Source organism: Prolixibacteraceae bacterium (assembly GCA_019720755.1).
Lineage (GTDB): Bacteria > Bacteroidota > Bacteroidia > Bacteroidales > Prolixibacteraceae > Halosquirtibacter > Halosquirtibacter laminarini.
Map to the genome: position 1 here is coordinate 1022452 of CP081303.1, position 13611 is coordinate 1036062.

9 protein-coding genes are annotated in these 13611 nt (G+C 35.4%); 3 read left to right on the forward strand and 6 right to left on the reverse strand.

Annotated features, from left to right (window positions below):
• Positions 1 to 30: 30 nt before the first annotated feature.
• Genes K4L44_04425 through K4L44_04435 form a run of 3 tightly spaced genes read right to left on the reverse strand, consistent with a single transcriptional unit; the run spans position 31 to position 3695 of the window.
• Positions 31 to 2013, reverse strand: a complete 1983-nt coding sequence (locus K4L44_04425) for an OmpA family protein (protein ID QZE15079.1) — start codon at positions 2011 to 2013, stop codon at positions 31 to 33.
• Positions 2014 to 2757, reverse strand: coding sequence for a shikimate dehydrogenase (locus tag K4L44_04430; protein QZE15080.1), 744 nt, complete (start codon positions 2755 to 2757; stop codon positions 2014 to 2016).
• Positions 2758 to 2765: 8 nt separating this feature from the next.
• Positions 2766 to 3695 (reverse strand): DUF368 domain-containing protein, encoded by a 930-nt coding sequence (locus tag K4L44_04435; GenBank protein ID QZE15081.1) that lies wholly within the window; start codon positions 3693 to 3695, stop codon positions 2766 to 2768.
• Positions 3696 to 3930: 235 nt separating this feature from the next.
• Here K4L44_04435 and K4L44_04440 point away from each other — a divergent pair, with 235 nt between their 5' ends.
• The 3 genes from K4L44_04440 to K4L44_04450 all read left to right on the forward strand — a co-directional run bounded on the left by K4L44_04440 (position 3931) and on the right by K4L44_04450 (position 9105).
• Positions 3931 to 4548, forward strand: a complete 618-nt coding sequence (locus K4L44_04440) for a LysE family translocator (protein ID QZE15082.1) — start codon at positions 3931 to 3933, stop codon at positions 4546 to 4548.
• Between the two features lie 166 nt (positions 4549 to 4714).
• Complete coding sequence (locus K4L44_04445) at positions 4715 to 7378, forward strand: DUF5686 and carboxypeptidase regulatory-like domain-containing protein (protein ID QZE15083.1); 2664 nt, start codon at positions 4715 to 4717, stop codon at positions 7376 to 7378.
• Between the two features lie 299 nt (positions 7379 to 7677).
• Positions 7678 to 9105: an IS66 family transposase gene (locus K4L44_04450; GenBank protein QZE15084.1), complete on the forward strand. Its 1428-nt coding sequence runs from the start codon at positions 7678 to 7680 to the stop codon at positions 9103 to 9105.
• 78 nt (positions 9106 to 9183) lie between these two features.
• On the opposite strand, the gene K4L44_04455 is transcribed toward K4L44_04450, so the two are convergent.
• The 3 genes from K4L44_04455 to K4L44_04465 all read right to left on the reverse strand — a co-directional run bounded on the left by K4L44_04455 (position 9184) and on the right by K4L44_04465 (position 13440).
• Positions 9184 to 10635, reverse strand: coding sequence for a hypothetical protein (locus tag K4L44_04455; GenBank protein QZE15085.1), 1452 nt, complete (start codon positions 10633 to 10635; stop codon positions 9184 to 9186).
• A gap of 463 nt (positions 10636 to 11098) precedes the next feature.
• Positions 11099 to 12772, reverse strand: a complete 1674-nt coding sequence (locus K4L44_04460; GenBank protein QZE15086.1) for a transposase — start codon at positions 12770 to 12772, stop codon at positions 11099 to 11101.
• 221 nt (positions 12773 to 12993) lie between these two features.
• Positions 12994 to 13440 (reverse strand): hypothetical protein, encoded by a 447-nt coding sequence (locus K4L44_04465; protein QZE15087.1) that lies wholly within the window; start codon positions 13438 to 13440, stop codon positions 12994 to 12996.
• Positions 13441 to 13611: the final 171 nt, after the last annotated feature.

Consider the following 13611-nt stretch of genomic DNA (forward strand, 5'->3'; position numbering starts at 1 on the left):
GTGAATCTTTATAACAATATTTCAAATTATTTACATTTGTATGACTTTTAATTCGGTTCTTCTGTTTTGTTGTCTGCCATCTACTGTTTTGTTTGAAGCGATCGGTTTACTGTAACCATATCCTTCAAAAGTGATCCTTGATTGATCTATTCCTTTGCCTATCAAATAGTCTCTAACAACTCGGGCTCTATTGATCGATAGTTGTTTGTTTAGATCCAAAGAACCCATAGAATCTGTATGTCCTCCAATTTCCACACTTAATTTTTCATTCTCTTGAAGAAAGCTATAGACGTAATCCAATTCACAATAGCTTATGTGGTCTAGTTCGTAGGAGTTGACTTTAAAGAAGATATTATTGAGAATGGTGGTGGCCCCTTTCTTTAACTTATGCATGGCAATGGTGATCTCAAACGGTTTACCCATACTGCTTCTCTTGGTTAGATTGAAGTTTTCTGAGTAGAAGAGATATCCTTTGGTTTCAGATGTAAAGCGATAATTATTTTTTAGTGGTAGACTCACCATAAACTCACCATTATCTCTCCAAGAAGCTAGTTCTGCTTCTTTGGCCCCTTCTAACATCTCCGTGAGAACAATATTGGCTCGTAATGGTTTTTTTGTATCTGCATCAATCACTTTACCTTTTACAAATGAAACGGGATTAGGTTTGGCTGTTTTTAGAGGAAACGCATAGATGTCTTTTCCCATCATTTTATCTCTGTCACTCACAAAATAGGCAAAATTACCTGTAGCTCCCACTACAAAAGCTTCATCATTTTGAAACGTGTTGATTGGATATCCAATATTCTTGCAGGAGATTACCTCTTTTTTATCGTTTAGCTGAGCTACATAGATATCGCTCTCTCCAATACTTGGCCAACCATCCGAGGAGAAGTAGAGTGTAGTTCCATCTGGATGTATAAATGGAGAAGTCTCTTTGTAACGAGTATTGGCTTTATTATTTAATGGAGAAACTTTTCCAAAGATAGGGCGTCCATATTTATCGTATCCAGTACGTTCTGCTCTGTATATATCTGTTTTTCCTAAGCTCTCTTTTCGGTTACTCACAAAGAAAAGAAACCGTCCATCTGCACTAATGGAGGGTTGTGATTCCCATCCAGCTGTGTTTACAGGGCCTCCTAGGTTGATAGGTGATGACCATTGATTATCAGCTGTCTTTAGTGAGAGATATATGTCGCAACTACCACGCCCTCCGACTCTATTACAGGCGGTAAAGAAGAGAAGTCTTCCATCTGCTGAGATACATTGTGCTCCTTCGTTGTCTGGAGTATTAATGGGAAACCCCATATTTTGAGACTGTCCCCAATGATCTCCATCTACTTTAGATTCGTAAAAGTCTTCTTGAGGAATCGCATATCTTTGTTTTGAATTGGGGTCTGTTTTTAATAGGCGAGTAAATACCATTGTCGACTCATCCATGCTAATACTTGGCCAATATTCATCTTCTTCTGTATTGATTCCTTCGCCAATAGAAAAAGGGGAGAAGGGCACTGGATTTTTCATCGCTTCAATGGTAAATCGGCAAGACTCAAGACGTAGATGAACCTCGTCAAGAAATAATGAGTCGCTCTCTTGCGTATGCTCTAGATATCTATTGTAGTTTTCTATAGCCTTTTCAAAATGGTGTTGTGATTTATCTAAATTAGCAAGACTTAGGTATATTTTAGGATATCGATGCTCTTTATCTATTCTCGTTGCCTGAGTTAAAGCTTCTCTTTGACCAGAATCATTCTTTAAATAGTAGTACACCTCTGAGGTAAGTAGGTATGGAGAGATCCACTTCGGATCACTTTTCGTTGCTTTTTTAAGATAGAAGAGAGACTTCTTATAGTTTCTATTATAATAACTCTCAAGGGCTTGTTTGTAATGCTTCTTAGCGGACGATTTTTGGGATTTATATTGTGCCTTTGCAACAGGAGCAACAATAAAAAGAAAGGCTACAAAAAGAAATATTTGTAGCCCTCGAATATATCCTATCTTTTGGGTTCTATTCATCTATCTATTCCAAATAGTCCAAGCCTCTTCAGCTTGTAAGTGTAACATTTCCAACCCATTTTTTACCACTGCTCCTTGTGAAATACCTCGTTTCATAAATAGTGTCTCTGCGGGGTTATAAACCAGATCAAAAAGTAAGTGTTGATCTGTAATCAGATGGTAGGGAATATCAGGACACGTTTCGTCTTTTGGAAAGGTCCCTAATGGGGTCGCATTTACAATCACCGTATGCTCTTTCATAATCGATTCGCTGAGTTGCTCATAAGACAGAATGCCTTCAGATGCTTTTCGAGAAACATAAGTTGGAGCGATCCCTATCCTTTTAAGACCATAGAATACAGCCTTCGATGCTCCTCCTGTTCCTAATATCAAAGCCTTTTTATGATGTAACTGAAGTAATGGTTTAATGGATTCAGAAAAACCATGAACGTCAGTGTTATATCCTTTAAGGGAAAACTTATCTTCACCAATATGATCTACTTTTACCACATTTACTGCCCCTATTTCTTGGGCCTCCTGAGAAATGCCATCAAGAAGTGGCATGATGGATTGTTTGTGTGGAATGGTAACATTCAGTCCATGAATCGATGTGTCATTGTTCAATTCATGGATGATCTGCTCTGCCTTAGGCAATTCAAAATTTTGATAACCTGCATCAATCTTTTCTGTTTCAAACTTCTCTGTAAAGTACCCTTTTGAAAAGGAGTGCGAAAGGGGGAATCCTAACAAACCGTATTTTTTCATCTTCTTATTTAATCGTTTACACTTCCTGCTAATTTTTCTAGAATGACAATAGAGAGAATTCCTGCAATCATACATGTTGTGGCAATCATAAACTCTGTAGTCATGACATCAGGCATTAACCATTGATATCCTTCGATAACCTTTTCTCCACTCTTTTTAATTAAGACCTCTCCATTAGATCCCAATTTGTAGATATTCTCTTTCCATGGCCATAAGATACAAAGAGACCCTAAGATAAATCCAGAAAGGGTTGCAATGGTATGGTCATGATGTTTCTTAAATACCCATGATAGTAGATGGGAGAAAGCAATTAGACCGATTACAGCTCCAATGACTACAGGTAAAAGAATACCCATATCTAGATTACTAATTGAACGAATCATCACTAGTTCATAATTTCCCATCAATATAAGTACAAAAGATCCTGATAATCCCGGAAGTATCATACTACATGCAGCAATAATACCACAAAGGATAAGATATAGAAAGCCACTATTCTCACCTGCTGGGGTCATGAGAGATATGGATAGCGCGATAGCTGTTCCTATTCCAAAAGCGACTACAGTGGATAGATTATATTTGTGTATCGTTCTAGCTACGAAGAAGACACTTGCTAGTATTAATCCAAAAAAGAACGACCAAATATATATTGGATACGCAGCAAATAAGAATTTGAATAGCTTGGCGAGTGTGATCAAACTAACAAATATCCCTAAGAATACAGGAACAAGTAACTTTAAATTGACTTGTTCTGCAAACCCTTTGAAATCCCCAGTAAAGAACATTTTTAAAGTGGTTGCATTGACATTCTTTATTGCATCGATGATTGGATTAAAGATCCCTGTAAGTAGCGCAATTGTACCTCCACTTACTCCTGGGATTACATTGGCAGCTCCCATAGCCAGACCTTTAAGAAATAGTAAAATTGATTTTTTCATCTATCTTTTTGTAATCATTGTTTAATTCGAGTAGACATATAAGGCATATGTATATGAACAAATCTAAGGATATCGTATCTAAAACAAAAAAAAGTTGTCAATTAAAACCATTTTATTTGCATTTAGATTTCCCATGAGTTGAGATATTTTTATTTGTACTAATTTGCCAGGATTATGCCTCCTTATTTATTATTAAGGGGTAAAAAATGATTGTAAATTCAAATTTTGTTGCACTATGTTTTTATCGCAAATATTATCTTTTGTTGCTGCGGCATTTCTTTTGGCCATCATGCCAGGTCCTGACAATATCTTTGTTTTAACAGAGAGCCTTTCTAAAGGTGCTAAAAATGGAGCACAAATATCTATGGGGCTCTCTTTAGGAGTTTTATTTCATACCACAGCGATTGCAACGGGACTAACCCTCCTTTTAACTAGTAGCCCGTGGGCTCTGAAAGGAGTGAAGTTTGCAGGTGCTATCTATCTACTCTATTTGGCTTTTTTGGCGACCAAAGAGAAGCCTATTCAAGTGGACTCGAACCATGATGTTTCGGATGATTCTGCATGGCAAAGAGTACGAAAGGGGTTATTGATGAATATTCTAAATCCTAAAGTGTCCCTGTTTTTTATCAGTTTCCTTCCACAGTTTGTCTATCCTGATGGGATGAAGCCGATGTGTCAGCTTTTTATACTTGGGGTAATTTTTATGATGGTATCTTTCATCACTTTCAGCGCTGTCTCTTTTTTATCAGGAAAGGTTACACATATCCTTGAGAGACCGAAGTTTTGGAATATAACCAAATGGGTTAAGTGTACTGTTTTTGTATTACTTGCACTATTCCTGTTTTTTGATTAGCATACGGGAGTGTAGTCCGCGAGTTTTAAATAATGGTAAGTTAACAGATGGTTAAAAGTGTTAAAAGTATTTTTTGTAGATAGTGTTCGTGTTTATATTTGTTAATATGTGTGAATATAATGTAAATCAATACCTAATTGATATGCGGTTAAAATCTAGTTTACTTGTGTTATTATTATTATTCATGTCATGTTATTCATGGGCGCAGAGCAAAACTTTTAAAGGGCAGGTAGTGGATGAGGAAGGAAATTCTATTCCTTATACTTCTATTTACGTAAAAAACCTAAAAGTTGGAACTAGTGCGAATTTGACAGGACACTTTGAATACACTTTAGATGAAGGAACTTATCAGATTGTTTTCAGTTCCTTGGGCTACAAAACGAAAAATATCGACGTAAAGGTTCCATTAAGTGAGCCTCTGAAGATTGTTCTTCCGACTCAACAACTCCAGATACAGGAAGTAAAGGTATATTCAAATGGGGAAGATCCAGCAATTCCGATTATGCGAAAGGCGATTGCCTTAGGAACCTATTATAGACGTGTTGTAAAAAGTTACGAAGCAGATGTCTATATGAATGGATCTTTCACGATTGTAAAAATACCTAAATTATTGTCAAGCACCATATCTGTAAATGATGAGAAAGGTTTTGAAGAGGGCAATGTCTATTCTCAGGAGAGTATGAGTCATGTGAAGTTTTCTCAGCCAGATCATTATGAACAGACAGTGAAGGCAGTAAAGATGGTTCTTCCAAAAAGTCTGGGTGTGGATAAAAGTATTGATCCAATCGAGTTTTTTAACTCAAGTATATACGATGATAAGGGGGACTTGATTACCCCTTTCTCTACTAGAGCTTTCTCTTTTTATAAGTTCCAATATCTTGGTTATTTTATGGTAGGGGATCGAGTAGTGAATAAAATATGTGTTACTCCACGTAATAAGAATAAGAACTGTTTTACAGGAGAGATTGGAGTGTTTGATAATACTTGGGATGTCTATTCCGTCCGTTTGGAGAATGAGCAGTTCTGGGGTAAAATGAAGATTGAAGAGACCTATAATGCAGTCGAAAAAAATGTGTTTATGCCAACACAACAGATTATTACTCTCAAAGTTTCGACTATGGGTATAAAAGTTGATTTTGATTATATCTCTTCTGTGAAATATCAGAATATTGCCTTAAATGAAGGGATCAAACAGCCTGCATTATTACAAGATTATTGGGCAAAAGTGGATGCTGAAAACAAAAAAGTGGAGGCACAAAAGCAGGAGAATGAGAAGGTTCTTGAAGCACAGAAGAAACTAGACGAACTTTTGTTGAAAGAAAAGCTTTCGCGTCGTGACCTACGAAAAATAGACAAACTTTCCGACGAGATTGAGAAGGAGACCATGATTGAAAATGGGGAACTTCCTGAAAAAGAGTCTTTAGAGGTTGTAAGCCATCATTCTATGAAAGTGGATTCTACTGCTAAGAAGAAAGATAATAGTTTTTGGGAGGTGAATCGCCCGATTCCATTGACGGAAGCACAAGTGGTTGCTATGTCCAAATTAGACTCTCTAAACACTTTGCAGTTAGAGAAGAATAAGAACAAAGAGGAAAAAGAAAAGAAAAAAGAGGAGAAGTCTAATGCCTTTACTAAAGCACTCGATGCTATCCTTTATCTAGATCTTTATTCTGCAAACGAAGGCAAACAGAGATTGTATTTCGAGGGAATATCTCCTACGGTAGAAAATTACTTTAATCCTGTGGATGGTTTTATGTTGTGGAGTGGCATAGGTTATGAAAATACGACATCTCGATTCTCTACAAGGTTAAGAGCCGGTTATGGTTTTGAATCAGAAAAAGTGCTTTTTGATTTTACAGGACAGAAAGAGTATGCATGGGAAAAAAGAGGAAAATTCTCTTGGAGTATCGGTTCTACTACTACTGACTTTAAGAAAGACAAAGGAATGTCTACCATTGTAGATGAGATCTCTTCGCTATTCTTTAAGGACAATTTCCGTCGTTTCTACGGCTCTGACCATGTTACTTTAAACAATGAAATAGATATTGCCAATGGACTGCAGTTCTCGTCTTCTATCTATTATGAAAATAGAAAAGAGTTAACCAACAATACGAACTATTCGTTCTTTAGAAAAGATGAAAATTATCAAAGTAACACCCCTGTGAATGCGCATGTGACAGACGATATGTTGAAAGAGTCTGCAGCAAGTGGTTTCTCTGTCGGTTTGCGTTATACTCCAAGACAGTACTATCGTATGGATAAAGAGGATAAGAGAAAAGAGATCTTATATTCGCATTTCCCGACTTTTGAGGTGAATTATAATCAGAATTTTGCAGTTGATTTCTTAGAAACTACAAGTAAATATAGTCATCTAAGTGCCTCGATTACTCAAAAAATCGATTTGGGATATGGGGATGAGCTTAAGTACTTTGTAAATGGAGGTCGTATGTGGAATGTCTCTCATTTCTCCGAATTTAAGAGTTTCTACACCCATCAGTCTCCTGTGACTATTGTTCCTTTTGATCAACCAGAAGGACGCTTTATGGTGGCTGATGATTATGCCTTAAATGAAAATAAATGGTATTTTAATGCCTATGCTAGAATCTCTAAACAATATATTTTGCTTAAATATCTTCCAGGTCTAAATAATACACTTATCAAAGAGGCGATATCCGTTAACTATCTGAAGAGTAGTATTTACGATAACTATGTTGAGGCCGGTTATAGCTTAAATGGCATCTTCCAAGTGGTAGACTTCGGTTTCTATACCGCATTTAATAAGGGGTCGAACCCTCAGTATAGACTGAAGTTAAGCTTGAAACTACAATAATTCGATTCTATCGTGATTCGTTATAAATAAACGATCTAGACTTTTTAATTAGTAATAAAAAAGTAATTCTTAAAGTAGCCTGCATGAACCTTCGTGTGGGCTATTTTATTATTTAACCTTCCCAATTGTTATGAACTCAGTAAATGGTAACTACTCAGGTTCTTTTTGAGTCTAATAATCACACAAAAGTTCCAAACACGTTGTTTTAGTGATGATTGTTAATAATAATAGACCGTATTGTTGATTACTTTCTGTTATAATATTTTCTAATTTGTCAAGATCGATGAATCTTTGTAGTCATGAGAACAATTGATTGTTTAGAACAAGAAAATAGAGCTTTAAAGAAGCAGGTTGAGTCCTTAAAGGAAGAGCTAGACAGAGTGATGTCACGAGTTCAAGCTTTGTCACAAGAGAATACTATGCTTCATGAAAAAGTAAAGGATCTAGAAGATAAACTATCGCGTAATCATAAAAACAGTAGTAATAGTAGTTTTCCACCTTCAAGAGATTTACATACAGTAAAGAAAAATCAATCACTTCGAAATAAATCCACTAGGAAACCCGGAGGTCAACCCAACCATAAAGGATCGACATTACAACAGAGTGATTTTCCAACAAGCATAGAGTCATATAATCCTCCATCGACATGTCAGTGTGGTAATACATTAAATCAAGAAGACGCAAGCTTGTTATGCAAACGTCAGGTTTTTGACATACCACCTGTTCTTGAACAAATCTGCACGGAGCATCGTCTTTTTGAAAATAGATGCAGTTGTGGTCAACTACACAAAGGTTCTATGCCCTCGAATATAAAAGCACCTGTCCAATACGGTTCTCATTTACGATCACTAATTGTAAGCTTGTATGTTGAACATTATATCCCTTTAAACCGTATTGGTTCACTAGTGGAAGAGATAACATCATTTAAAATTGGAGATGGGACTATTACTAATATTTTAAATAAAGCCCAAGAGGTGATGACTCCTTTATATGAATCACTTCGTGAATCGATATCCAAATCCAGTGTAGTTGGCTCAGACGAAACAGGTTGCAAGATCAATGGAGGCAAAGGGTGGATGTGGGTATGGCAAAATCATGAGGTAACATTCATTACAGCCAATAAGTCTAGAGGGTATAAAGTTGTTGTAGAAAATTTTAAAAAAGGATTTATTAATGCGACCTTAGTCAGTGACTGTTATGCTTCGCAATTAAAAACTCCAGCCAAACATTATCAACTATGTTTAGCACATTTACAACGAGAATTAATCTACATTAAACAACAAACGAATAACAGTTGGGCAGAGGATATTTTGAATATATTCTATAAAGCCATGAAATTAAAGAGAGAATCAGCCAAGAACCAATATCCTTTAAAAGAAAAATCAATATTTAAAGAACAGCTTTTATTACTGTTGAAAAATGACGAGTATGACGATCAGCTAGATGAGATCAAGACATTACGGAGTCGATTAATTAAAAGGATTGATAGTGTGTTTACTTTCTTAGAGTATTACGAAGTTCCTTTTGACAACAATGCATCCGAAAGGTCAATACGTAATATTAAAATAAAACAAAAAGTATCTGCAGGTTATCGAACAGAAGAAGGAGCCCAAAGGTATGCCATGTTACGCTCTATTGTTGATACACTTAAAAAACAAGGAAAGAGTGTCGTGAGAATGATTGCTCATTGGTTATCTCAAAACCATCTTAAGGTCAGTTGGCAATAAAATAATTTACACATTATATATTTTCTGAACCTCCATTCTTTAGCGAATGGAGGCTAAACTATAAATGAAGCTGAGTAGTTACCCTTCTCTTGCTAGTGCACTTTTATCATTTTCTATACTTTTAACAGATGCTGTAGTGTAGCAATTGGTTGCATTCTGACACTCTCCCATAAAACCTCCTGTAAATTCTCTTCTACAGTCAACTTTACCAGTAGTAAAACAGTTCTCTGCTTTTCCATTAAATAAGCCTGCCATGATCCCAGAGTAGTAGTGTCCTGTAATATTTGCATCAGTAAGGCCTAGAGCGGTGATTGAACTATTTTCTGTAGTATAACCAAAAAGAGCAACATATGATTCCCATGGTCTAAAGATGTAAAGTTTGTCAATAGTAAAACCAGCACCATTATAACTTCCTGAAAATCGAATATGTTGTCTATCTCCTGACCGACTATCTCCAATAGGGGAGAATCCCATTGGAGCTTCTTTGGTATATGGATCTTGATCCCCATCCTCTATATTCCAATTACGAGTGTCTTCTGCATCGATATCTGCAGTTTGAATAAAATGTTTATCCCAATTCCACGTGTTGATGGAAAGGTTTCTTAGTTGGACTAAGTTTTGAATCTGATAAGGAGCCTCTTTTTCACCTGTTCCTCCGTCAAATGCCTTTTTTAATGAGATATAACATACATTAGACTCTCTAGTTAGAAAAAATTGTGTCGATTGCAGTTGGTATCCACTTGCTCTTACTTCTATGGTATTGGTTGAGTTTGTGATCCCTGGGGAAGAAACATATCCGTCCTTGTTACTTTTCGTTTCAGTAGTCCCAATTTTAACAGAAGCATTCGCAACAGGTGACATGCCTCCATTTTTGTCTTGAGCTTGTACCACTATTTTACATGCTATTATAGTATATGGATGCATAACCCATACTACTTCTTTTGTTTCGTCAATGCGTCTTAAAATTGGAGGTGCTCCCTCTTTAAGTCTTTTATCTTCTAGAATAGTCCACCCTTTGTAATTCGATTTCACTCCTAAGCCCATTTTTGTGAGAGGAATCCCATAATTTAGATTGGAGTTGTGTTTAATTTTATTATAATTAAGAAAGAAGCAATTTACGTATCTTTTTTTAAATGTTTTAGATATAATATTCCCCATATAACCACCATCTCCAGTATCACTAAGTACTTTTGCAGTAGTGTAGCAGTTTTGTGCTTGGTAACATACGCCTATAAATCCTCCCACATCGCTGCTGCCTTTTACCTCTCCTGTGGTATAACAGTTTTGGACCTTTGAACTCGATTCCCCAGCCAATATACCTGCAATATTATAGCCCTTAATACTTGCATTGGTAATAGCTAAATTTTTAATGGTGCCATTGGCTGTTTCTCCAAAAAGTCCAACATAATACTCAATGGGTCTATTAATATAGAGATTTATAATGGCATGTCCATCGCCATTATAATTTCCAGTAAATAATTGTTGGTCCCTGTTTCCAGACCAACCATCTCCAATAGGAGAAAATCCCATGGGTTCATCTGGAGTATATATATCTCCATCTGCATCTCCGACATTCCAATTTTTTGTATCGGATGCATCGATATCTGCTGTTTGAATAAAATGCTTATCCCAATCCTTTGGTTTTGTTGAAAGTATTAGTAAGTCGAACAGTCTCCCTATTTGGTAGGGGTTCTCTTTTGTTCCATCTCCGCCACTATAACTCGGGGGGGGAAAGTATAGAGGCCCATAAAGAGATGGGAGATATTACTGATAGTAGTAATATAAATGATAGTAGTTTTTTTAAAATCATATAAATTCTGTTTTACACGAACGAACAATAAATTGTACTCGTGTTTTGAGTAATAGTTTGTTCTGTAAAATTAACAAATTGTGTTAAATATAATTAACATCAATCTGTTTTATGTTATAAAATAATATGGTATTTGTCAATATTTATAATATTGAGTCCCCCACGAGAACCCCTTTTATGGAATTATAGGATTATGCGTATTTTGGGACTTTTTAGTCTACAAAACTGAATCTGAATCTTAGTAACAATAACACTTTCTAATAAAGTCATTTTCGCAATAAAAAGATCACACAATTTACATTTAAGCATGTTTATGACCATCGAAATGTTTAGTTCGGAATAGTATTTTACTATTCGAACAAAATTCACCCATAATGATCTAGCTACTGCCCACATTTGATGTTTTATCAATCCTCTATAGACAGTGTTTTTTCCATTACAATGAAAACCTAATTGAAAAATACTCGCTTCTACATTATTCCTTATTTGAAGCTTTTCTATTGGGGTTTCTTTTATTCTTTGCCTTAAAAGACTTTTCTCAACCTCAGTCAATTTAAAATAGCGAAACTTGCCTTCTTCTAAATATATTTTATATCTATCTAACTCATCTTTTCCTTTGTATTTTGTATAATCAACATACCGTTGATGCTTATTATCAAACACTTTTAGAACTTGTGCCTCTAAACTAAACCGAAATCGTCCTTCTTTACCTTGTATGGCATGTAGATATAGGTGTTGGTTGTTTTCTGCACAATATTCTTGATTTTCCTCACTATTATAAGCCCCATCTGCATGAATGTTTATTACATTATATCCCAATACTTCTTGTGTCCTCTCTATTGATCCCTTAAAATGAGCAGTGTCCGAATGAGATACTTTTTCTACTTGTATAGAAGTAATGATATTAGGAAGTCCATTGTCTCCAACTACTTCTGTCAAATTAGCTGAATACCCTTTGCATTTATCACCTGCTTTATTTCTATAATCACAGTCCGTATCAAACGGAGTTTGCATGTTCTTTGCAGATAAATCTTCTCCTTTTATTGGAGTGGTAACTCCCTGATCATCTTTGAAAAACTGCTCTTTAAATAGACGTAATAGATTATCGTAATAACTATTGGCAGGTCCAGTATATTCATTAAGAATATTTGAAATGAGTATCCCAAGATCCACGATCTTTTGTTTAATTGAATCTGTTGAATTGCGATAAACAACCTTATCTCCATCTGTTGAGACCACATCTGAAATATGAGGTTTAAGATCATCAGAGAAATTAAAATTATTGCAACCTTTTGTCAGAAACAAGGACAATGTCTCATGTATTAGACTATATCGAGAAAGCCATTTTATGTTGCTATTCAGCAGTTTGCTATCCATTCTTATAGTATCACTCTTAATGCCAAGTATTTCTATATGAGAAGAAGTGATTTGTGTAAAAACATCTTCAAATAAATCAGATTCATTCTTCTCATTATATTCTTTTACTTGTTGTCTAAACTTATAATAAGTAGATTGTGCAGGAATAGAATCAGAAGCATGTAAAAGTCCTAACGCTGATCGGTAAAGTAGATTGAATTGACAGTTTTCAAACAACATTTCATCACTTATACCAGCACCTTCTTTCAAAATCATCATACCAACAAGAATACGAATAGGATAGTTGGGACATCCATTATCTTGACAATAGATCGGCGCAAAAATATCCTCACTTATCTGATAAACAACGAGCTTTCTAAATTGATTGTGCCAATGATTGTCATCATGATAGATATTTGATGCACGAGATGGTAATCCTTCAATTATTGAGGGACTATCAAACATATCTAGTTGTTTGTTGGCAGGACTACGTTTAAACATTTTGGATTATTATTGTTCTTAATACCATAAATATAACACTTTAATTAACAATATATTATATTAGGCGTAAGGTTTTCGGAGTGGACTCAATATTATGTTAATGTAGCTCTTAATGAGATTGTTTTTTAATCTGATTCAGATCATGATTAAAGTGTTTTCGTGTGAATTGAGTGCTTTCTAATTGGATACTATTATCTATTATCGGCTATTTCATTAAGGTTTCATAGGCACTTTGTCCATGGTTTGTCCATGGTTTGTCCATGGTTTGTCCATGGTTTGTCCATGGTTTGTCCATGGTTTGTCCATGGTTTGTCCATCGATTCTCCATCGATTTGATGGTTAAACCATGGTCCAAGTATGAATAAACCATGAGTAATGATACTATTAAACAGGGGTTGTTTATATTGAAAATACCATTCAATCCACCTTTTCCCTGGATCAATAGAGTGAGAAAGTAGATCTTCAGAACAAGTGTGTAAGTGCTTATATTTGACTTTAATATCAACCTTTACTTTGTCCCCAATATAAGTTTGAATAGGTTTTTGGTTATCTGTAACTTCTTTAGTTTGAAACTCTATTTTGTAGTTTTCGCACGTAGTGCAAGATTTTTCGATTTTTAAAGGGTCTTTTCGTATTGAGCTTAAAGTCTTTTTAAGTGATACATTCATTGGTTTTAATGATGAGCCTCTATCGTGTTTGTTGGATCTATTCCCTTTTTCATCGTTAACAGAATAACCCCTACTTGCAATTTATTTTCTGGTATTCATCTCTTGATTTGATACAGAATATGGAATCTTGTTGAGGAGAAGCGTGGTATCAAAATGAAGTTTTTGATGTTG